This is a genomic window from Corynebacterium sp. zg-331 (assembly GCF_014267345.1).
Lineage (GTDB): Bacteria > Actinomycetota > Actinomycetes > Mycobacteriales > Mycobacteriaceae > Corynebacterium.
This window is the reverse complement of sequence record NZ_JACMYD010000002.1, coordinates 207,439-229,294: the sequence shown is the minus strand read 5'-3', so window position 1 is coordinate 229,294 and position 21,856 is coordinate 207,439. Positions and strand designations below refer to the sequence as shown.

At 66.7% G+C, this 21,856-nt stretch carries 16 protein-coding genes; 11 read left to right on the top strand and 5 right to left on the bottom strand.

What is annotated here, in order from left to right; translation table 11 throughout:
* Nucleotides 1-39: 39 nt before the first annotated feature.
* Together H7347_RS04340 and H7347_RS04335 are read left to right on the top strand one after the other, a co-directional pair.
* Nucleotides 40-3,270 carry a bifunctional cytochrome P450/NADPH--P450 reductase gene (locus H7347_RS04340; protein ID WP_152821670.1) on the top strand — a complete coding sequence of 1,077 codons (3,231 nt, stop codon included), beginning with the start codon at nucleotides 40-42 and terminating at the stop codon, nucleotides 3,268-3,270.
* 58 nt (nucleotides 3,271-3,328) lie between these two features.
* Entirely contained in the window at nucleotides 3,329-5,014 is a 1,686-nt protein-coding gene (locus H7347_RS04335) for an AMP-binding protein (RefSeq protein WP_152821669.1), read from the top strand.
* A gap of 52 nt (nucleotides 5,015-5,066) precedes the next feature.
* Here H7347_RS04335 and H7347_RS04330 read toward each other — a convergent pair whose 3' ends face one another.
* Both H7347_RS04330 and H7347_RS04325 read right to left on the bottom strand, forming a co-directional pair.
* Nucleotides 5,067-6,290, bottom strand: coding sequence for a YibE/F family protein (locus tag H7347_RS04330; protein ID WP_152821667.1), 1,224 nt, complete (start codon nucleotides 6,288-6,290; stop codon nucleotides 5,067-5,069).
* Between the two features lie 256 nt (nucleotides 6,291-6,546).
* Nucleotides 6,547-7,809 (bottom strand): pyridoxal phosphate-dependent aminotransferase, encoded by a 1,263-nt coding sequence (locus H7347_RS04325; protein ID WP_152821665.1) that lies wholly within the window; start codon nucleotides 7,807-7,809, stop codon nucleotides 6,547-6,549.
* A 278-nt stretch (nucleotides 7,810-8,087) separates the two neighbouring features.
* Between H7347_RS04325 and H7347_RS04320 the strand changes: the two genes are divergently transcribed.
* Both H7347_RS04320 and H7347_RS04315 read left to right on the top strand, forming a co-directional pair.
* Nucleotides 8,088-8,924 carry a helix-turn-helix domain-containing protein gene (locus H7347_RS04320; protein WP_370513911.1) on the top strand — a complete coding sequence of 279 codons (837 nt, stop codon included), beginning with the start codon at nucleotides 8,088-8,090 and terminating at the stop codon, nucleotides 8,922-8,924.
* A 120-nt stretch (nucleotides 8,925-9,044) separates the two neighbouring features.
* Complete coding sequence (locus H7347_RS04315) at nucleotides 9,045-9,551, top strand: hypothetical protein (RefSeq protein WP_152821661.1); 507 nt, start codon at nucleotides 9,045-9,047, stop codon at nucleotides 9,549-9,551.
* Nucleotides 9,552-9,758: 207 nt separating this feature from the next.
* On the opposite strand, the gene H7347_RS04310 is transcribed toward H7347_RS04315, so the two are convergent.
* From H7347_RS04310 to H7347_RS04300, 3 genes are all read right to left on the bottom strand, one after another.
* Nucleotides 9,759-10,316 (bottom strand): DUF1707 domain-containing protein, encoded by a 558-nt coding sequence (locus H7347_RS04310; RefSeq protein ID WP_152821659.1) that lies wholly within the window; start codon nucleotides 10,314-10,316, stop codon nucleotides 9,759-9,761.
* Between the two features lie 41 nt (nucleotides 10,317-10,357).
* Nucleotides 10,358-13,030: a (Fe-S)-binding protein gene (locus H7347_RS04305; RefSeq protein ID WP_152821657.1), complete on the bottom strand. Its 2,673-nt coding sequence runs from the start codon at nucleotides 13,028-13,030 to the stop codon at nucleotides 10,358-10,360.
* Between the two features lie 184 nt (nucleotides 13,031-13,214).
* Nucleotides 13,215-14,945, bottom strand: coding sequence for an alkaline phosphatase (locus H7347_RS04300; RefSeq protein WP_152821655.1), 1,731 nt, complete (start codon nucleotides 14,943-14,945; stop codon nucleotides 13,215-13,217).
* A 380-nt stretch (nucleotides 14,946-15,325) separates the two neighbouring features.
* On the opposite strand from H7347_RS04300, the gene H7347_RS04295 reads away from it, so the two are divergent.
* From H7347_RS04295 to H7347_RS04265, 7 genes are read left to right on the top strand one after another with little or no spacing between them, the layout of a single operon-like run.
* On the top strand, nucleotides 15,326-17,014 hold the full coding sequence (locus tag H7347_RS04295) for a nitrite/sulfite reductase (protein ID WP_152821653.1): 1,689 nt from the start codon (nucleotides 15,326-15,328) through the stop codon (nucleotides 17,012-17,014).
* Nucleotides 17,011-17,250: a hypothetical protein gene (locus tag H7347_RS04290; protein WP_152821651.1), complete on the top strand. Its 240-nt coding sequence runs from the start codon at nucleotides 17,011-17,013 to the stop codon at nucleotides 17,248-17,250. The genes H7347_RS04295 and H7347_RS04290 overlap by 4 nt, the downstream gene beginning before the upstream one ends.
* Nucleotides 17,247-18,041: a phosphoadenylyl-sulfate reductase gene (locus H7347_RS04285; protein WP_186337227.1), complete on the top strand. Its 795-nt coding sequence runs from the start codon at nucleotides 17,247-17,249 to the stop codon at nucleotides 18,039-18,041. Before H7347_RS04290 ends, H7347_RS04285 begins: the two co-directional genes overlap by 4 nt.
* On the top strand, nucleotides 18,038-18,934 hold the full coding sequence (gene cysD, locus H7347_RS04280; RefSeq protein ID WP_227658998.1) for a sulfate adenylyltransferase subunit CysD: 897 nt from the start codon (nucleotides 18,038-18,040) through the stop codon (nucleotides 18,932-18,934). Before H7347_RS04285 ends, cysD begins: the two co-directional genes overlap by 4 nt.
* Nucleotides 18,934-20,226, top strand: coding sequence for a sulfate adenylyltransferase subunit 1 (locus tag H7347_RS04275; RefSeq protein ID WP_152821648.1), 1,293 nt, complete (start codon nucleotides 18,934-18,936; stop codon nucleotides 20,224-20,226). Before cysD ends, H7347_RS04275 begins: the two co-directional genes overlap by 1 nt.
* Nucleotides 20,223-20,948, top strand: coding sequence for a sirohydrochlorin chelatase (locus H7347_RS04270; protein ID WP_152821646.1), 726 nt, complete (start codon nucleotides 20,223-20,225; stop codon nucleotides 20,946-20,948). Before H7347_RS04275 ends, H7347_RS04270 begins: the two co-directional genes overlap by 4 nt.
* Nucleotides 20,948-21,856 (top strand): sulfite exporter TauE/SafE family protein, encoded by a 909-nt coding sequence (locus H7347_RS04265; RefSeq protein ID WP_152821773.1) that lies wholly within the window; start codon nucleotides 20,948-20,950, stop codon nucleotides 21,854-21,856. The genes H7347_RS04270 and H7347_RS04265 overlap by 1 nt, the downstream gene beginning before the upstream one ends.

Here is a 21,856-nt window from a genome sequence, read left to right as displayed (position 1 = left end):
TTGACCTTTTCTAAAGAAAAATTAAGGATCATCATCCCTATGACCACCGCCGTTCCCGGCCCCAAGACCCTTCCCGGAATTGGAACTGCCTATAGCATCAACCCTGATAATCTTGTTCAGTCGATGATCAAGTTGGGCAAGAAATACGGGGAAGTGTACGTGCAGAATTTCCCCGGACATCAGCCCGTTTATATGGTCAGCTCTCACCGATTGGTCGGCGACCTTTCCGATGAAACCCGCTTTAAAAAGCAGGTGCATTCCGCATTGCGGGAGATTCGAGGCTTCGCTGGCAACGGTTTGTTTACCGCAGAGCAGGAGGACCCGGAGTGGGCCAAGGCGCATCGTATTCTCATGCCCGCCTTCAACCCGGTGGCGCTCAAGGCGATGTATGACGGCATGTGCGATATTGCCGATCAGCTGCTGCTGAAGTGGACGCGCACCCGTCAGGAAGAAAAGGTGAACGTCCCGGCGGATTTCACCCGTCTCACCCTGGACACCATCGCCCTGTGTTCCTTTAGCTATCGCTTCAATTCCTTCTATTCCGAGGACTTCCACCCCTTCATCGCTGCGATGGGCGATGGCCTCGCCGAGTCAGGGCGGCGCGCGCACGCCTTGGAGCTGCAGAAAAAGATGAATGTCCTGGCGCAGCGTCGCTTCGATAAGGATGTGTCCACGATGTGGGAGACGGTGGATACCCTCATCGCGGAGCGCCGGGAGAACCCCAGCTCGGCGGGAGAGGAAGACATCCTCGACGTGATGATGTCCGCCAAGGACCCGGAGACCGGCGAGGTGCTCTCCGATGAAAACTTGCGGTATCAGCTGGTGACCTTCCTCATCGCGGGGCATGAAACTACCTCGGGGCTGCTCAGCTTCGCCATCTACGAGCTGCTGCGCAACCCCCGCGTGTGGATCAAGGCCCGCAAGGTGGTCGATGAGGTTCTGGGCGGCCGATTCCCCGAGCACAGCGACCTGAAGGATCTCGGCTACATCGACCAAATCCTGCGCGAGACCCTGCGTCTCTACCCGACGGCCCCGGCCTTCGCCGTGACGCCCTACGAGTCCACCGTTGTGGGCGCGGACGAGAAACACGAGGGATTCGAGATGCACCCGGGGGATACCGCTTTGGTGATCCTCCCGCTCATGCACCGCGATCCCAAGGTGTGGGATAACCCGGAGGAGTTCCGCCCCGAGCGCTTTGACTTTGAGAACGCCAAGAATATTCCGCACAACGCCTGGAAGCCCTTCGGCAACGGGCAGCGCTCGTGCATCGGTCGTGCCTTTGCCCTTCAGGAGGCCACGATGGTACTGGCCCTGATCGTTCAGCACCTCGATATCGAGTTTGCGGATCCGAACTACCAGCTTGAGGTGCTCGATGGTCTGACCTCCAAGCCCAAGGACTTCTATATTCGCATCACCCCCCGTGCCGAGCGGCCCTACCAGGGCCGCGGGGAAAACCGCAAGACCGTAGGCGTGGATGTCGATGCCTCCGGCATGGAGTGCCCCGTGGCGCACGCTGAGGTAGAGGCGGCCCCCAATGGGCACAGCGTGCAGATCCTCGTGGGATCGAACGCCGGAACCAGCCGCAACTTCGCGCGTCGTCTGGCGGCCTTCGCCACCGCGCAGGGCTATGAGGTGAACACCCTGGACCTCGATGAGGCCGTGGACAATATTTCCACCGAGGGCCCCGTGCTCATCTGCACCGCGTCCTACGAGGGGCTGCCCACGGACAACGCCAAGAAGTTCGTGGAGTGGATCAGTGGCGACGCTACCATCGACCTCAGTGGCGTGCGCTATGCGGTCTTCGGCAGCGGTAACAGCGAATGGGCGGCCACCTTCCACCGCATTCCCACGTTGATCGACGACCAGCTCGCGGCCCTTGGTGCCCAGCGCATCGTGGAGCGGGGCGTGGGCGACGTGCGCAGCGACTACGTCGGGGCCTTTGAGGAATGGGCCGAGGGGCTGTGGGCGGCGATCTCCGAACTGGAGGAGGTGGAGCACTCCGCGGTTGCCACGGAGAAGATCGGCCTGGAGGTTGTGGACGGTGGCCGGGGCGAAACCCTGCGCACCGAGAACAGCGAGGGCTTCGTGCGCGGTGTGGTGGAGGAAAGCTATGCCATGAGCCCCACCGAGGACGAGGGGCCGATCCGGGCAAAGCACCACGTGGCAATCCGCCTGCCGGAGGACGTCACGTACCGCACGGGCGATTACCTGGAGATCCTGCCGCGCAACCCGCAGGCCCTGGTGGACCGCGTGCTGGCCCGATTCCAGCTGAACTCGGATACCCGCGTGCGCCTGGATGGCCGGGAGAGCTTCCTGCCGCTGGGCGAGCCGCTGAGCATCGCGGAATTGCTCGGCGGATACGTGGAGCTCGCGCTGCCGGCGGGGCGTCGCCACGTGGAGGCTCTGGCGCAGGCTTGCCCCTGCCCGCCGGAAAAGGCCGGGCTGATGGGGCTGCTGGAGGCGGGAACCTACGAGGCTGAGGTGCAAAAGAAGCGCCGTAGCGTCCTCGACCTGCTGGAGGAGTATCCCTCGGTGCAGATCAGCTTCGAGGACTTCGTGAATATGCTGGAGCCCCTGGCTCCGCGCCGCTACTCCATTTCTTCCTCCGCGCTCACGGAGCAGGCCAACCGCCCCACGCTGACTTTCACCGTGATCGACGAACCGGCGTGGTCGGGTCGCGGACGGCACACGGGCATCGCCTCCACGTACCTCTCCGAGCTCCCGGTGGGTGCCTCCGTGCCCGTCAGCGTGATCCCGGGAACCGAGCACTTCCGCGCAGAAGACGATGTGACCCGACCGATGATCCTCATCGGAGCGGGGACGGGACTGGCCCCGCTGCGCGCCTTTGTGGAGGACGTATCCCTGCGCGCCGAGGAACAGGGCGTCGCGCCGGGGCGCAGCCTCCTGTTCTACGGCTGCCACGGCAAGGACTCCGATTATCTTTACGCCGAGCAGTTCGATCGGTGGTCGAGTCAGGGCGTGGTGGACGTGCGCCCGGCCTTTTCCCGGCACCCGGAGCAGGGTCTGGACGGCGTGATCAAGTACGTGCAGGATCGTCTCTGGCAGGATCGCGACGAGGTCATGGACTTGGCCGCACAAGGCGCGCGGTTCTACGTGTGCGGTGACGCGGAACGCCTAGCGCCCTCCGTGCGCCGCACGATCACGCGCATGGTCGCGGAGGCACATCGCCTGTCCGCGGACGAGGCCGCGGAGTACGTGCAGCGCATGGAACACGAGGAGTTTAGCTACGTCAGCGATGTTTTTGACTAGGGTAGTTCTGTACACCCTAGGATAGTTTTGGATGGAAAAAAGAGATGGAGTACTGAAAATGTCACGGTATACGCTCACCCCGGAGGGCACGCACGGTGTGTCCCAAAAAGAGGTGCTGAAGCAGTTTTTCTTCTTCCTTAAGACGATGAAGGATCGCAAGATCCTCGAAACCCCGAAGCTCTCGGAGCTCGGCAAGCAGATCGGCCTGCGCAAGCGCTGGGGCAGCCTTGAAGGCGGCACGCTAGCGATCACCGCGCAGAACCACCCCGAGCGCTTGGGGCTGGTGGATGACGAGGGCGAGCTGACTTACGCGGAGTTCTTCGACCGCGTGTATCGACTCGCCCACGGCCTCATGGATTATGGAGTGAAGGACGGCGATAACGTGGCCGTCATGGCGCTCAACGGCCGCGCCGCCATCTTCCCGCTGTGTGCGCGCCAGCTGCTGGGCTACCACATCTTCATGGTCAATGCGAATAGCTCCGGCACTCAGATCCACAAGGTTCTGGAGTTCCACGAGATCGATGCCTTCATCGTGGATCAGGAGTTTTATGACCGCCTCCTGCCGGAGACCAAGGAAAAGTTCAACATCATCATCGGCCACGTGGATGACACCGCCCCAGATGGCCTGCCGACCCTCAAGGGCATCATCGACGACACGAAGCTGCTGGTTAATGAGGATCGCCTCCCGCAAAAGCCCACCAAGTCCGTGCACGTAGTGATGACCTCCGGCACCACGGGCATGCCCAAGGGCGTGATCCGCCGTCAGCTGCTGTCTCCGCAGGGCATCGGCCCGGCCTTTGCCGCCATCCCGTGGCGCCAGAACCTGGTGGTCATGCTGCACGGCGTGTTGTTCCACTTCTACGGGTGGGCGAATATGCTCATCGCCATCCTCACCGGCTCCACGATCATCACGCAGCGTCACTTTAACGTGGATGAGACGCTGAAGATCTTTGACAAGTACAAGGTCACGGCCTGGATTTCGGCCGCCTCGCGGCTGCGCTCCACCATTGCCGAACTGGATGACCGCGGCGTCACCCACGTGGACGGCCTGGAGTTCATCTGCTCCTCCGGAAGCCCGCTGACGGACTACGAGGTCACCCGCGTGGTGGATATGTTCGGTCCGATCCTGTGTAACACCTACGGCTCCACGGAAACGGCCGGCCTGGCGCTTTCCCCGCCGGATCTCCTGGCGGCCGATCACTCCCTGACTGGCCGCATCTATCCCGGCTCCGTGGTGGAGATCCGCGATGACGAGGGCAATCTTGTTCCCGACGGCGAGATCGGCGAAATCTACGTGGGCTGCTACGACATGTTCGTGGGCTACACCGATCCGGACGTGCCGGTGCGCGTGGTCAACAAGCTGCTGCGCATGGGCGACCGAGGCTACAAGAAGGGCGATCGTCTCTACGTGCTCGGCCGCGCGGATGACCTGGTGATTACCCAGTTTGGAGAAAAGATCTTCCCCTCCGAGCTGGAAGATCTGCTCATCCGCGATCCCCGAGTGGAGGATGCTCACGTGCATGGCGTGAAGGACGCGGAGTTCGGCCAGGCCCTGCGCGCCTACATCATCCGTGCCGAGGGCGTGTCCGCCGAGGACCTGACCGAGGAGGAGGTGCGCCGGATTATCGTGGATGAGCTTTCCGCCGCTCACGCGCCCCGCGATGTGTTCTTCATGAAGGACTTCCCGCGCAACCCGATGGGCAAGGTGATCCGCCCCGAGCTGCCGGATCACTCCACGGCCTAGCGCGCTACTGCAAAAAACCGAGTGCCACCGGAGACGGGGCACTCGGTTTTTGCTATTCCGCCGAGGAAACGGCGGTCCGTTCCGGTACCGTCCAGGCCGCGATGAGGGTGGTCAGCGGCACGGCGAGGATCAGGGCGAGCCCGCCGATCCCGGAGCGCAGCAGCTCGGTTGCCACCACGTCGCTGCTGAGGGTCTCCCCCAGGGGGCGCTGCGCCACGGAGATGAGTAGGAGCAGGGGGAGGGCCGCGCCCGTGTAGCTGAGCACCAGGGTGTAGACCACCGAGGCGATGTGATCCTGGCCCACCTTCATCGCGCCCAGGAAAAGCCGCCAGGGGCTGGCCGTGGGGTCGAGCGCGGAGAGCTCGTTGATGGTGGAGGCCTGGGCGATGGTGACGTCGTTGAGCACCCCCAGGGTGCCGATGATGAAGCCCGCGGCGAGCAGCCCCAGCACGGAGAGCTCGGGGAGATAGAGCAGGATCGTGAGGTTTTCCTCCGAGCCGAGGCCGCGCACTCCCGTGGTGCGTAGCCCGATGGAGGTCAGTCCCGCCGCGGCGAGGAGGGCGAGCAGCGTGCCGCCCAGCGCCGCGGCGGATTTCCAGTTCAGCCCGTGGACCAGGGGCACCACCACCAGGAGTACCAGCGCCCCGGTCACCACTGCGAGCAGCGCGGAGTCGCGCCCGGAGGCCAGCGCGGGGAGCAGGAAGAAGCCGATCATGGCGAGGGTGACGGCCAGACCGATCAGGGCGCGCAGGCCCCGCCACCCGGCGAAGGCGATGAGGGCGAGGACGATGAGCACGCCCCAGACGAGCAGCGGGGTGTCGCGCTGATAGTCGGCAAAGGCCATGCGCACGCCCCCGTCCTCGGCGTGGGTCTCGGCGAGGCGAATCCGCTCGCCCTCCGCGAACTCGGGTTCGCCCGGGGTGCCGTAGGTGGCGAGCATGGTGCGCTTGCCCGCGAACTCGCCGGAGGTGATCTCGACGAGTGCGCGGCGGCAGCCCTGGGTGGAGGCTTCCAGGGGGGTGATCGGGGCACCGTCAAAGACGGTGCCCACCGACGGCGAGTTACACGCGTTGCCATCGACGAGCGTGACGGTGCCCTCCACCAGGGTGCGGTTGAAGGAGGAGGAACCGAAACTCTCGGAGAGGTGGGTCTCGTTCGGCCCCGGCCAGTTCAGGGCCACGGCGATCGCGGAGGTCAGCCCGGTCAGGACGATGCCCAGAAGAAGCGCCAGGCGGGGGAGGGAAAGCGCGCTGTGTGTGGCGCGGTGACGACTCAATGGGTGCTCCTTGGGGGGTTGCGGGGCACGGAAGGAGACGCGCCCGGTAATGAAAGCTGTTCCTGATAGTGGGGAATAGTAGCCTACGGGTGGGGCGTGAGGTAGTGCGTCGATACTTGTCGAAACATGTTTTTACCGGTTTTTGGGATGCTGAGCAGCGGTGATGCCTTGTCGCGTGGGTTGAGGCCGGGAAGAAGTTCTTTCAAAGTTTCGACAACAACTTTGCAACAACGTCCATTGGGCACCGGGCGCGGGCCTACTGCTTGTAGCTGCTCAGGAAGTTCCCCAGCCGCTCGAGGGCGTCCTCCAGCTCCGAGGCCCAGGGGAGGGTGACCACGCGGAAGTGATCCGGGGTGGGCCAGTTGAAGCCGGTGCCGTGCACCATGAGGATCTTTTCCCGACGCAGCAGGTCCAGCATGAGCTGGGCGTCATCGTGGATCTCGTGCACGTTGGGGTCGAGCCGGGGGAAGGCGTAGAGCGCGCCCATGGGCTTGACGCAGCTGACGCCGGGGATGGCGTTGAGCTTCTCGTAGGCCGCGTTGCGCTGGCGCAGCAGGCGGCCGTGCGCCCCGGTGAGGTCGTAGATGGATTGCCGCCCGCCCAAGGCCACCTGGATGGCGTGCTGGGCGGGCACGTTCGGGCAGAGTCGGGTGCCGGCGAGTAGTTCGAGGCCCTCGATGAACCCGCGCGCGTGGTTCTTCGGCCCGGTAAGGACCATCCACCCCGCGCGGTAGCCCGCCACACGGTAGGCCTTGGATAGTCCGTTGAAGGTGATGGTGAGCAGGTCGGGGGCGAGCCCAGCGATCGAGACGTGCTGGGCGTCGTCGTAAAGAATGCGGTCGTAGATCTCGTCGGCCAGGATGAGCAGGCCGTGCTCGCGGGCAATGTCCACGATCCCCTGGAGGATCTCGCGGGAGTACACCGCGCCGGTGGGATTATTGGGGTTAATCACCACGATCGCCTTGGTCTTTTCCGTAACCTTGGCGCGAATGTCCTCCAGGGAGGGGTTCCAGTTATCCTCCTCGTCGCACAGGTAGTGCACCGGGGTGCCGCCGGCGAGCGACGTCGCGGCGGTCCACAGCGGGTAATCCGGGGCGGGGATGAGCACCTCGTCGCCGTCGTTGAGCAGGGCCTGGGTGGTCATGGTGATGAGCTCGGAGACGCCGTTGCCCAGGAACACGTCGTTGACGTCGAAGGAGGGGAAGCCGTCGATGAGCTCGTAGCGGGTGACGATGGCGCGCCGCGCCGAGATGATGCCCTTGGAGGTGGAATAGCCCTGCGAGGTGGGGAGGGCGGCGATCATGTCGCGCATGATGACGTCCGGGGCGTCGAAGCCGAAAATCGCCGGGTTGCCGGTGTTGAGCTTGAGGATGCGGTGGCCGTCGAGCTCCATTCTCTCGGCCTCGGCGGCGACGGGTCCGCGGATCTCGTAGAGAACATTCTTCATCTTCTCCGACTGATCGAACTCGCGGCGTCGGCGCGGACGCTGGGGGGAAGGGGTGTCGTTCATGAGAACCATCCTAGAGCGTCCCGGGTGTGGGGTTAGTGACAATCGCGGAGACAAAGGCGGTGTTAGATTGTCACTACGAGTGTCATCAAGCGTCAATAATTTTGTAAAAAGCCTGTTTAAAGCGCATATATTGATGGTGTGATGGAGTGACAATCGTGGTATGGTGGTCATGAACTGGACTTCGGCGGCACTGACTGCGGTGATTTCTGAGATGCGGCGCGGGGGAGAAGACATGACGTCCGTGGAGGTCAAGCGGGGCACAGGGGGAGTGCCCGCCCTGGGAGACCCTGAGCGCCTTCGGTAATATGCCCGATGGCGGGTTGATCATTATTGGGCTTGACGCGGCGGATGGTTTTGCCGTGGTGGGTCTTGATGAGCCGGGAAAAATCGCGCAGGGGGTGGTGAGCCAGGCGCGCTCGGATGCCCTATCCCCCAGCGTCACCGTGGATGTGGAGATAGTGCAATACGAGGGACGCAACCTCGTGTTGTGTGAAGTCGCGGGGTTGCCCCTGCCGGACAAGCCCTGCCTGTACGAGGGGGTGGCATATTTGCGTCAATTCGACGGTGATTACCGCATGTCCGATGTGGAATTGCAGATGATCGCTGATCGGAAAAGGCACAGTGCCCTCGACGATCCGGGGTGGTTGGCCCCCGATGCTATTTCCGTGACGGGGAGTTCCCGTGCTGATTTCGATAGCGATATCGTTGCCTCGCTCATCGAGAATACTCGGCGCGGCACGTACCGCTATCGGGGCCACAGCGATGAGGCCGTTCTCTATGATCTGGGAGCATTGGATGCCCAGGGGCAGGCGACCGTGGCCGGGCTCTACGCCCTTGGTTCTTATCCGCAGCGCTTCGCACCGTCCTGGGGAGCCTCGGCCGCAGTGCAGCTGGACGGTGAGGGGGCGTGCGCAACCGAGACCTGTTTTTGCAGAGGGCCGGTACCGGAGATGTTTAGGGATCTGATGGACTGGGCCGCGCGGAACATCTCGGCAGACATCGCCTATCGGAGGAACGGACACGCCGTTGATGTTCCCGGCCTGCCCGCCGTGGCCGTTCGAGAAATTATTGCCAATGCCTTGGTACACCGGGATCTCTCTGTGCTGACTAGGGGAAAGCGCTAATATTCGATTGAATAATCGCAGGCTTATCGTGACGAATCCGGGTGGTCTGCGTGGGATCACCACGGATCAACTTGGTCAGCAAGACGCGCGCAGGCCGGTCAATGAACACGTGTATCGGTTTTGCGCAAGTATCGTTTCCCCGATGGTTCTCGTCTTATCGAGGGGGAAGGCGGCGGCATTCGATGGGTTCGCACCACCCTGGCACAGGCGGAACTGCGCCCGCCGATTTTTCACGACAAGGGGGTTTCTTTTGCCGCAATTATTTCCCAGGATTCCCTGGTGCGTGAGGAAGATCTGGATTGGTTGGAGGAGATGGCCGACGGGACGCCGCTAAGTCGTGAGCAGAGATCTGTGCTGTTGGCGATGCGGGCCGGAGAATCATGGTCGAACTCCGATGCGCGCAGACGGCTAGGCCTCGACTCGGTCGAGGCCCGGGCCATGCTGCAAGACCTTGTGTCCCGAGGCCTGGTGGCTATCGATGGAATGGGCAGAAGCACGATGTATTTCCTGGCGCAGCAAGGGGAGAAAAGGCGGCAGAGGCAACGATTCATTCCGACAGGATTCTGGATGCGCTGGGGTTGGGGGTGCGCTCACCGTCGCCGAGCTGGTGGAGGCCACCGGGCTTAGCGATCGGCAGGTGCGGTACGGTTTGCGTCAGCTCAAAGACGCTGGCCGGGTGGTGACCGATGGCGCAAGACCCGCGATGTGGCGGGCCCAGAAATGGCGACAGTAAGTGTCAGATTGTCACTACGAGTGTAAAAAGCCTGTTCAAGCCGTATGGTTTGGCGCGACGATCCCGGGGTGTTTCGTGTTCCTTGGGTGTGAGAGAAACGCTTAGCGCCGCCGTTGCAGGGCGTTGCGGGCAAAGCCGTAGGCGCTGCTCTTGAGCTCATGCCGGATCTCCAGGCGTTGCGCCTTGCGCTCAAGGGAACGCTGGCGCTCCGCCTCCTTGATCGCCTGGAGGCGCTGCCGATGCAGGGCTCGCTGGCTGGGAACGTGCCATGACGCCGGGCCGATCTTGAGCACGTAGAGCAGCACAAATACCAGGGGGATGAGGAGGAAGAACTCTGCGTTCTCGTCGATCGAGAAGAGGCACAGGGCAAGGATCGAGGTCAGCGCCAGAATGCCCGCGCGCGGATAACGGGATTGCCGCCGGGCAGCCTCGATCTCCTCGGCGGTGTAGACCTCCACCGGCCGATCTGCGCGTTGGGGAAGCGGCGCAGGTAGATCGCTCAAGAGCGCATCGAGCTCGTAGCGGTACTGAGCCCGGACGGCGGCCTGGCAGCGTGCGTCGTATTCGTCTATGCTCAGGCGCCCCTGGGAAAAGGCGGTACCCAGGTGGGACATGGCCTGGGTACGTTCCTCATCGCTGAGACGAATACGATCACTCATGGCGTTTATCCTAGCGCAGCGCGGGTATCGGTCGCGGAGCGTTAGGCACCCGGCGGGGGCGGCACGGCCCCGCCCGGTTTCGGCACGGCCGTGCCGGGGCGGGGCACTGCACCTGGCGCGGCGGCACCGGGACGTGCCGGGGCGCCGCCCGGGGCCGGAACACCGCCGGACTTGGGCGCCGCATTGCCTGGTGTTGGGGTTACCCCGCCGGGAGCGGGTACCGCGCTGCCGGGCCGAGGCGGCGTCGGCGTGGAGCCTCCCGGTGGCGTGGCCCCCGGTGCGGGAACGGTAGGGGGCTTCGGCGCTGCGGCGCTGGGAACTGGCACGGCCCCGCCCGACTTGGGCGTCTGGGGCGGTGGGGTGACCGATGGGGTGGGTGCGGGACGGGGGATCCCGCCGCCGGGGGCCGGGGGCTTGATGGGGTGTGCCGCGCCGGGGGCGGGCACCCCTGTGGTGCCCGGGGTGGGTGTCGCCGGGGTGGCGGGAGCAGCGGCGGGCGGTGTGGCCTGTGTGGCCGGCGTCGTCGTGGTCGAGGCAATCGGCAGGGGGGTGCGGAGGGGATCGTCGAGGAAGGCGCGCTTGCGCGGGGCCGGGAGGCGGCCCTCTACCAGGATGGAGTCGCGCAGCATCCGCGCGACGTCGCGCACCACCGGTGCTTCGGTTTTCTCAGGGCTAAGCGCCTTGACCCCGCCGGACATCATTGTGTTGCAGAAGGGGCAGCCCACGGCGATCTCCTCGGCCCCGGTGTCGAGGGCCTGCCGGGTGCGGAACTCGTTGATGCGGGTGCCGAGCTTTTCCTCCATGAACATGCGGGCGCCGCCGGCGCCGCAGCAGAAGGCCTCGTTGCGGTTGCGATCCATCTCGCGCAGCTCCATTCCGGTGGCCCCGAGGAGCGCGCGGGGAGGGTCGAAGACCTTGTTGTGGCGGCCGAGGAAGCAGGGGTCGTGATAGGTGATGGGCTTGCGATTGTGCGGGCCGCGCGGCACCGGGGTCAGGCGCTTGTCGCGGACCAGGCGGTTGAGCAATTGGGTGTGGTGGAAGACGTCGTAATGCCCGTCGAAGTCGGGGTATTCGTTGCGCAGGGTATTAAAGCAGTGCGGGCAGGTGGTGATGATTTTGCGCTGCCCCTGGGGAACTCCGGCAAAGGTGTCGTTGAGCGTGGCGATGGTATCGGTGGCCAGCATCTGGAAGAGAAATTCGTTGCCCGCGCGTCGAGCCGGATCGCCGGTGCAGTTTTCCCCGGTGGAGAGCACGGCGAACTTCACGCCTGCGGTGTGCAGCAATTCCACCACGGCCCGGGTGGTCTTTTTGCCCTCCTCGTCGAAGGCGCCGGCGCAGCCCACCCAGAAGAGATATTCGGTATCGGAGAAGTCCGTGATGTCCTCGCCCACCACGGGCACCTCGATGCCGTCGCGGCGTACTTCTTCCACCCAGCCGGCCCGTTCGGCGGAGTTGCGACCCCAGGGGTTGCCCTTGACCTCTAGATTCTTAAACATGCCGGCCAGTTCTGAGGGGAAATCGGAATCGACTAGCACCTGGAAGCGGCGCAGATCCGCGATGTGGTCGATGTGCTCGATGTCCACCGGGCATTGCTCCACGCAGGCGCCGCAGTTGGTGCAGCTCCACAGGACGTCGGGATCGATGGCCTGGTTCTGCCCCACGAGTTTCAGCACGTCCACCCCGGATTCGGAGGAATCGGCCTGGTAGAGTGAGGGGTCGCGCAGGTACGTCTCGTTGTCCATCGCCACGTCCCGCAGCGAGGTCATGAGGAGCTTGGGGCTTAGCGGTTTATCGGTGTTCCAGGCCGGGCACAGTTCTTGGCAGCGCCCGCACTCGGTGCAGGCGGTGGCGTCGAGCAGCATCTTCCAGGGGGCCTGGGGCAGCGTGCCGACGCCCACCTGATCCTCGTCCTCGACGTTGTCGAGGGTCAGCGGGCGGCCGTCGGCCCCGTGAAGGGGCTTGAGCGGGCCGAGAGGGCGCTCGCGGCGGAAGAAGATGGTGAAAAAGGCGAGGAAGCGGTGCCAGCCCACGCCCCAATTCAGATGCAGGGCCACCGCGATGAGAAAGACCATGCCGCCGAGGAGCTTGGCGAGGGCGAAGGCGCTGACCAGCGTGGGAAAGGCGGGAAGCAGTGCCGCGATGCGGAAGCTGAGGAAGTCCATCCACGGGGAGCCGCCGCCGTAGGTGGCGATCGTGGCGGACTTCACCAGCAGTATGCCTAGGGCCTCGAAGGCCACCACGGCTTCGATGAGACGCGCCGCCGTGGCGTTGGAGCCATAGAATCGGCTGGTCTTGTCCGCGGTCCCCAGGCGCAGCCGCACGCCGATGAGCAGGGAGATGCCCAGCAGGGTGCCCACCGCAAGGGCCTCCTCCGCCAGGTGATACGGGGGCCAATCGTGGAGGAAGGGCCACCCCCCGGCGGGGGAGAAGGTTTGGATGTAGGCCTCGAACCAGACCACCGAGCCGAGGAGGAAGCCCACCATGACCGCCCAGTGGGCCGCGCCCACCCAGGGCTTTTTCATCATGCGCGGGTGGGCGAAGACCTCCACCAGCACGCGGCCGAGGCGGCGCAGCGGGTGGCGGAACCTGCCCGGGGAGGCCGTGCCCGAGGAGATGAGCCGGGCGATGCGCCAGGCGGCGCGGCCGAAGAGGAACCAGGCGGGCAGGGAGGCCAGTATGCCGATGGTGCCGAGGAACGTGGTGGTAGGGGTCATGCCTTCTTTGGGGGTGGGGAAACGGAAAATACAGTGTTCCCCTTACCTTAAAGGGTGGCGGGGTGCTGTCTCCAAGTATTCGACCAGGCCACTGTGGAGAACCAGGGTTGTGCACAGGCGGAGGCCACTCGCCTTGAGTTCGGTCGTGATGGGGCGGGCGGCGCCGCGCAGCAGTTTCGGGCCCCTACGCCGGCACCGCCCCCGGCCGCCCGGCCAGCGCCCGGTAGCTCGGGCCGGGGAAAAAGGGGCTATCGGGGGTCAGCACGTCGGCGGTGTAGAACCAGTCTGCGCGCACGGCTTCGGGGGTGACGTCGATGCTCAGGTAGCCGTGATGCTCGAAGTCGATCATCTTGTACCAGGGATCCATGAGCTTGAGGGCCTCCTGGGCCCCGCCGATCACGGCGCGCATCGGCTCGGCCAGCTCGGGCTTGGTGGCCACGGCCTCGAAGAAGCCGGGGGCGCTGATGGAGGGGGCGATGAACTCGGTGGCGGCCGCCTCGCCGCCGTGGCGGGCGCGGTAGGAGAAGATATCGCGGGGGATGTCGCTGGCCCAGGAGGAGTGGATGTCTCCGGTGAGGAACACCACGTTGCGCATGTCGTGGCCGGCGATGAGGTCGATGATGCGCTGGCGCTCGGCCATGAATCCGTCCCACTGATCCACGTTGAGGGGGAAGCCCTGGTCGGGGACGCCGAGCTTGTCCACGAGCCAGGAGTGCACGCGGGGGTCGATGCTGTCGGGCAGGGTCATGGGGGCAAACATCACGTCGTTGGCCACGATCCGCCACCTGGCCTGGGCGGCGGTGAGGGAGTCGGAGAACCACTGGAACTGCTCGGTGCCCATCATGGTGCGGTTGGGGTCGGCGGCGGCGCGCAGGAAGTCCGGGTCGGTCTTGTACCAGTTGGCCTTGCCGTACTGGAGCAGCTGAGCGTCGCGGTAGGAGCGCAGGTCCGGCAGGATGAGCTCGAAGAGGCTGCCGCAGCGCAGCGTGCGGTAGAGGCGCTGGTGCAGTCCGGCGGAGTCCTTTCCCTGGGATCGCACGGGCATCCACTCGTCGTAGGCCTGGCTGGCCTCGGCCTTGATGGCGGCAAAGACGTCGTCGCTTTCGGCGGAGTTGCCGCCCAGGCCCTCGCGCCAGGCGTTGTCCCCGAACTCGTGGTCGTCCCAGATCGCGATCATGGGCTTGGCGGCATGCAGGTCGGCCAGGTCGGGATCGAGGTGGTAAAAGCCCTGACGAATCCGATAGTCGGTGAGGGTGCGGGTGCGCGTGGGCGGCTGCACGGCGCGCACCCGGGTGTCGTAGAGGCCGTTGTACCCGCCGGTCTCGTACTCGTAGGTGTAATCGCCGAGGTGGAGCACGAACTGAAGGTCCTCGCGCTCGGCCATGTCCCGGTAGCCGCGGAAGTAGCCGGATTCGAAGTTGGCGCAGCTGGCCACGCCGAAGCGCGCGTGGGGGACGGGGGCGTCGTCGGCGGGCATGGTGCGGGTGCGGCCCACGCGGGAGAGCGCCCCGGCGGCGGGGCCGTCGAGGAGGCGGAAGCGATAGAAGTACGCGGTGTCGGGGCGCAGGCCCTGCACGTCGATCTTGACGGTGTGGTCGGACTCCGCAGTGGCCAGGTGCTCGCCGCTGCGCACCGGGGCGGAAAACTCGGGGTCGGTGGCCACCTCCCAGGCCACGCGGACTTCCGGGCCGAGGCCGGAGCCAGGCTGGGCCTCGGGGGTGGGGGTCACGCGGGTCCAGATGATGACGGCCTGGGGCAGCGGATCGCCGGAGGCCACGGAGTGCTGGAAGGGCGCCCCGGGTTCCTGAGCGCGGGCGCGGGGGAAGCGATGCCTCACGGTGGCGGTGCCGAGGGCGCAGGCCCCGGCGAGGGTGGCGTTTTTAAGAAAGGAGCGGCGGCCAAGGTGCGTGCTCATGCGGTTCTCCTACCGGCCGGTGCCGGGGTGGGGTGATGGTGCTATAGCCGTGGGTCAGCCTAACCGGGCTTGCCGCCGCGGGCGCGGCGAGGCGCGGGGCGTGTCGTGGCGCGCTGGGCCTCGTGTGCGGATCCCCGCGCGAAGTCGAGGGAACCCCAGTTCCCCTCTGAACCGCTCGGTCTGTGTGGTGTGGGGGTTATTTATTTTCATGGCCGGTGCTCGCGCGTCTGGCGAGGTGGGGCCGGGCTTTGTGGGGGCGGTGGGGCAGACAGATCGGGAAATTGTTTGTAGACAGATTGGTATGTGTAGGGTGGATGGTACTCATCACACTGTGTGTTGTGTGAACCCGTGATGCACGACCCTCCGAAGGAGCCACCAGCATGGCACCGACTACGACCACCGGCACCCGCCCGGCCCGGCCCCGGCGAGCCCCTAAGCCCGAGGGGCAGTGGAAGGTGGACGGGCGCGAACCCCTCAACGACGACGAACGCATCAAGCAGGAAGAGGATGCCTTTGCCGTCCGCCAGCGCGTGATCGACGTCTATTCCAAGCAGGGCTTTGATTCCATCGCCGCCGAGGACATGGCCCCCCGGCTCAAGTGGCTGGGCATCTACACCCAGCGCCGCCAGGATCTTGGTGGCGAGCACACCGGGCAACTGGAGAACTCCGAGCTGCAGGACAAGTACTTCATGATGCGCGTGCGTTTCGACGGCGGCCAGGCCAGCCCCGAACGCCTGCGGGTGGTGGGGGAAATCTCGCGCGATTACGCCCGGGGCACCGCGGACTTCACCGACCGGCAGAACATCCAGCTGCACTGGATCAGGATCGAGGACGTGCCCGCGATCTGGGAAAAGCTCGAGTCCGTGGGCCTGTCCACGCTCATGGGCTGCGGGGACGTGCCTCGCGTGATCCTGGGCTCCCCGGTGGCGGGCGTGGCCGCCGAGGAGATCATCGACGCCACCCCGGCCATCGAGGAGATCCGGGAGCGCTACGTGGGCACGGAGGAGTTTGCCAACCTGCCCCGCAAGTTTAAGACGGCCATCTCCGGCCATGCCCGCCAGGACGTGACCCACGAGATTCAGGATGTCGCCTTCATCGGCTCCGTCCACCCGGAACACGGGCCCGGCTTCGAGTGCTTCGTGGGCGGTGGCCTGTCCACCAACCCCATGCTCTCGCAGCCCCTGGGGGCGTGGATTCCCCTGGAGGAGGTGCCGCGAGTGTGGGCCGGGGTGGTCAGCATCTTCCGCGATTACGGCTTCCGGCGGCTGCGCAACCGCGCCCGCCTGAAGTTCCTGGTGGCCAAGTGGGGCGTGGAGAAGTTCCGCGAGGTGCTGGAGCAGGAATACCTCGGCTACCGGCTCATCGATGGCCCCGAGGTGATCACCAACCCCGGCAACCGCGACCACATCGGTGCGCACCCACAAAAAGACGGCCTGTTTTACCTGGGGGTGAAGCCCACGGTGGGCCACACCACCGGCGAACAGCTCATCGAGGTGGCCGAGGTGGCCGAGCGCTTTGGCATCACCCGCATCCGCACCACCGCGGATAAGGAGCTGCTCTTCCTGGACGTTCCCCGCGACAAGCTCGGGGAGCTGGCCGCCGCCCTCGACGAGGTAGGGCTGTATTCCTCCCCCAGCGAGTTCCGCCGCGGCATCATCTCCTGCACCGGCCTGGAGTTTTGCAAACTGGCGCACGTGACCACCAAGGCCCGCGCCATCGCCCTGGTAGACGAGCTGGAGGAGCGCCTGGGCGACCTCGACGTGCCGCTGAAGATCTCCTTAAACGGCTGCCCCAATTCCTGCGCCCGCACCCAGGTCTCCGACATCGGCCTCAAGGGCCAGACCGTCACCGATGCCGAGGGCAACCGGGTGGAGGGCTTCCAGGTGCACCTGGGCGGCTCGATGTCCCTGGACCCGAACTTCGGCCGCAAACTCAAGGGGCACAAGGTAATCGCCGACGAGGTGGGCGACTACGTGGTGCGGGTGGTTACCAAGTTCAAGGAGCAGCGCCACGAGGGCGAGCAGTTCCGCCAGTGGGTGGTGCGCGCGGACGAGGAGTCGCTGCAATGAGCCTGCGCCGCGCCCCGAATCCCCACCGCAATCATCCGCTGTACTGCCCCTATTGCGCCGGGGAGCAGCTCTTTCCCGACGAACAAACGAGCTTCGCCTGGCTGTGCGCGGAATGCACCCGCGTGTTCGAGGTGAAGTACCACGGCCAGGACGATCCACCCCATCGCCCGGCCCCCGCACTATCCACCGCCGAGGCGCTGCGCCAATCCCTCCAGCGCCACAAGGAGACATCATGACGACCCGAAGCACCCGCGTGAACCTGCTCGGTGGCTCGGCCCGGCCCGTCCGCGACCCCGGGACCTCCCCCGAGGGCCCGCGCACCACGCTCCCGCTGCCCAAAGAGGTGGCCGCGACCAATGCCGAGCTGGTGGAGCGCTACGCCGACGACCTTTATCACGCCGGCGCCCGCACCATCGTCGAATGGGCGCGGGAGCACGCCCCCGGCACCCTGGCGGTGACGCTCTCCATGGAAAACACCGTGCTGGCCGAGCTGGCCTCGCGCTACCTCCCGGAGGCGGACTTCCTCTTCTTAGACACCGGCTATCACTTCCCCGAGACCCTGGAGGTGGCCCGCGCCGTGGATCGGCGCTATCCGCAGCGCCTGGTCACCGTGCGCCCCCTGCTCAGCCGCGAGCAGCAGGACGAGGCCTACGGGCGCGACCTCTACCGCTTACACCCCACCGCCTGCTGCCGGATGCGCAAGGTCGAGCCCCTGGCCCGGGCGCTCTCCCCCTATGCGGGGTGGATCACCGGCCTGCGCCGCGCCGACGGCCCCACCCGGGCCCAGGCCCCGGCGCTCTCCCTGGACGGCACCGGCAGGCTCAAGATTTCTCCGATTATCACCTGGAGCCTGGAGGACACGCAGCGCTACATCGAGGACAACGACCTCGTCGAGCACCCGCTGACCCATCAGGGTTATCCCTCCATCGGCTGCGCCACCTGCACCCTGCCCGTGGCGGAGGGGCAAGACCCCCGCGCCGGGCGCTGGGCCAATTCCACCAAGACAGAATGCGGACTTCACTCATGAGCCTTTCCCCCCACTTACGCGACCTTGAAAACGAATCCATCCACATCCTGCGCGAGGTAGCAGGGCAGTGCGATAAGATCGCCCTGCTTTTTTCCGGCGGCAAGGATTCCGTGGTGGTCTTTGAGCTGGCCCGCCGCGCCTTTGCCCCCGCGGTGGTGCCCTTCGAACTCCTGCACGTGGACACCGGCCATAACTTCCCCGAGGTGTTGGCCTTCCGCGACGCCCTGGTGGAGCGCACCGGCGTGCGGCTGCGCGTAGCCCACGTGCAGGACTGGATCGACCGGGGCGAGCTGCGCGAACGCCCCGACGGCACCCGCAATCCCCTGCAGACCGTGCCGCTGGTAGAGACCATCGCCCAGCAGGGCTACGACGCGGTGCTCGGCGGCGCCCGCCGCGACGAGGAGCGCGCCCGCGCCAAGGAACGGGTGTTCTCCGTGCGCGATTCCTTCGGGGGCTGGGATCCGCGCCGCCAGCGCCCCGAGCTGTGGTCGCTCTACAACGCTGCGCACCTGCCGGGGGAGAACATCCGCGTGTTCCCCATCTCCAACTGGACGGAAACGGACGTGTGGGAGTACATCGGGGCGCGTGGCATCGAGCTGCCCGACATTTACTTTGCCCACGAGCGCGAGGTGTTCCTCCGCGACGGCATGTGGCTGACCCCCGGGCAGTGGGGCGGGCCGCGCGAGGGGGAGACGATCGAGCGTCGTCGGGTGCGCTACCGCACCGTGGGGGACATGTCCTGCACCGGGGCCGTGGAGTCCTCGGCCAGCACGGTGGCCGAGGTGGTAGAGGAGATCTCCACCTCCGCCCTGACCGAGCGCGGGGCCACCCGCGCCGATGATCGCCTCAGCGAATCCGCCATGGAGGACCGCAAGAAGGAAGGGTACTTCTGATGACCAGCACCGCTACCGAGACCCTGTCCCAGCGCGAGACGCTGCGCCTGTGCACCGCCGGTTCCGTGGACGATGGCAAGTCCACCTTCGTGGGCCGCCTGCTGCACGACACCAAGTCCATCTTGGCCGATCAGCTTGCCGCCGTGGAACGCACCTCCGCCGATCGCGGCTTTGACGGCCTCGATCTCTCGCTGCTGGTCGATGGCCTGCGCGCCGAGCGCGAACAGGGCATCACCATCGACGTCGCCTACCGCTACTTTGCCACCCCCGCCCGCACCTTCATCCTCGCCGACACCCCGGGCCACGTGCAGTACACCCGCAACACGGTCACCGGCATGTCCACCTCGCAGGCGGTGGTGCTGTTGGTGGACGCCCGCCACGGCGTGGTGGAGCAGACCCGCCGCCACCTGACCGTGGCCGCGCTGCTCGGCATCCGGCATGTGGTGCTGGCGGTGAACAAGATCGACCTCGTGGACTTCTCCGAGGAGGTCTTTCGCGGCATCGAGGCCGAGTTCGTGGCCTTCGCCCGGCACCTGGGCGTCGATGACCCCCGGGTGGTGCCCATCTCCGCCCTCCACGGAGACAACGTGGTGGAGTCCTCCGGGCGCATGGGGTGGTACCAGGGGCCCACGGTGCTCCAGGTGCTGGAATCCATCCCGGTGCAGCAGGGCCGGGCCCGGGAACTCCCGCTGCGCTTCCCCGTGCAGTACGTGATCCGCGAGCACACCCAGGACTACCGGGGCTACGCCGGGCGCGTCGAGGCCGGGCGGGTGGTGGTGGGCGATCGCGTCTCCACCCCCGGCGGGCGGATCACCGAGGTCGCCCACATCGACACCGCCGACGGCCCCGCGACCGAGGCCGCCGCCGGGCAGTCCGTGGTGTTGCGCCTTTCCGACGAGATTGACCTCGTGCGCGGCGACCTCATCGCTGCCGAGGCCCGCCCGGCCGACCGCCGTTCCTTCGACGCCATCGTGGTGGGCCTCTCCGACACCGCGCTGCGCCCGGGGGCGATGGTCAAGCTGCGCTACGGCACGGCGGTAGATAAGGCCCGGGTGAGCGCCATCGCCAGCCGGGTGGACGTCTCCCAGCCGGGGGTGCCCCAGCCCGTCGGGGAGCAGGTGAGGCTCAACGACATCGCCCGTGTGACCGTGGAGGTGGCCCGCCCGCTGCCGGTGGAGGACTACGCCGCGCGCGGCGCGGTGGGGGCCTTCCTGCTCCTGGACGCCTCCTCCGGCGACACGCTGGCCGCTGGGCTCGTCGGCAGGAGCCTGGGATCGGGAGGCGCGCAATGACCCTGCTGACCCTGGCCCACGGCTCGCGCCATCCCGAGAGCCCGGCCGCCGTGGAGGCCGTGACCGCGGCGGCCGGCGCCCGCCTCGGCGTGCCGGCGGCGGCGTCCTACCTTGAGCTACAACGCCCCGACCTCGCCTCTGCCGCGACCCGCGCCGCGGGGGCCGGTGCTCGCAGCGCGGTGGTTGTGCCGCTGCTGTTCACCCGCGCTTACCACGTAAAAAACGACGTTCCCGCCGCTGCTGCGCGAGCCGCGGGCAGCGGCCTGAGCCTCACGCTGGCCGCCCCCCTCGGCCTGGGGGAGGACGTGGCCCGCCTGCTCGCCGGAATCGCCCGCGCCGAGGCGGCCCCCCGCGCCCACCTGGTGCTCTACGCCGTCGGCTCCTCCGACACCGCGGCCAACCGCGAGGTGGAGAACCTGGGCCGCCGAGTAGCCCACGCCACTGGACTCACGCTGAGCGTGGTGTACGCGACTCGGGGCGGCGTGGCGGCGCTGGCCCGGGAGGCCGCCCGCCACCAGCACCTCCACGTACTCCCGCTCTTCGTGGCGCCCGGCCTCCTACTCGACCTCGCGATGGCGGCGCTGCCCGGCATCCGGGATAACACCGGGGCGCGCATCTCGGCCTCGGCCCCCCTGGGTGCGCGCCTCGCGCCTCTGGTGGCGGCGCGCTACCGCGCGGCCGTGGCAGAGTCCTGTCCGGAGCGTGACGGGAGGGCGGCATGATGCGTACCCTCCTCCTCGTATGCCTCGGTGGGTTGGCCGCACAACTGGTAGACGGCGGCCTGGGCATGGGCTTCGGCGTCACCTCCACCACCCTCCTGCTGGCCTTAGCGGGCCTGGGGCCCGCGCAGGCCTCCGCCGTGGTACATACCGCCGAGCTGGGCACCACCCTGGCTTCGGGCGTGGCGCACTGGCGCTTCGGCAACGTCGATTGGAAGGCCGTGGGCTTCCTCGCCGTTCCGGGGGCGATCGGCGCCTTCGCGGGGGCCACGGTGCTGGCCAATATCTCCACCGAGGCGGCCCGGCCCATCACCGCCGTGATCCTCTGCCTCATTGGGCTGAACCTCCTGTGGCGGTTCTCCCGGGCGCGGGCCCCGCGCACCGAGAAACCCCACCACCCCGGCTTCCTCGGCGGCCTGGGCCTCTTTGGCGGTTTCATCGACGCCACCGGCGGCGGTGGCTGGGGGCCGGTGACCACCTCCACCCTGCTCAGCCTCGGCCGCGCCGAGCCGCGTCGCGTGGTGGGGACGGTCAATACCGCGGAGTTCCTGGTCACCCTCGCCGCCGTGCTCGGCTTCCTGGTCAGCCTGTGGGAGGACCTGGTGGCCAACCTCGTCCTGGTGGCCGCCCTGCTTATCGGTGGGGTAATCGCCGCCCCGATCGCGGCCTGGCTGGTTACCCGCATGAACCCGGCCGCGCTGGGGTCGGTGGTGGGAAGCCTGCTGCTCGTGCTCAACCTGCCCGCCGCGTGCTCCCTGGTGGGCTTGCCCGACCCGGCGGTGCTGGCGCTGCGCGCCGCGGTGCTGGTGGCGGGCGCGGTGCTGGCGCTGCGCGCCTGGCGGACATCGGTGACCGCCCCAAAGGAGGCCACTCGGAAGGTGGTGGAGGAAGAACCGGTGGCGGTGGAGTAG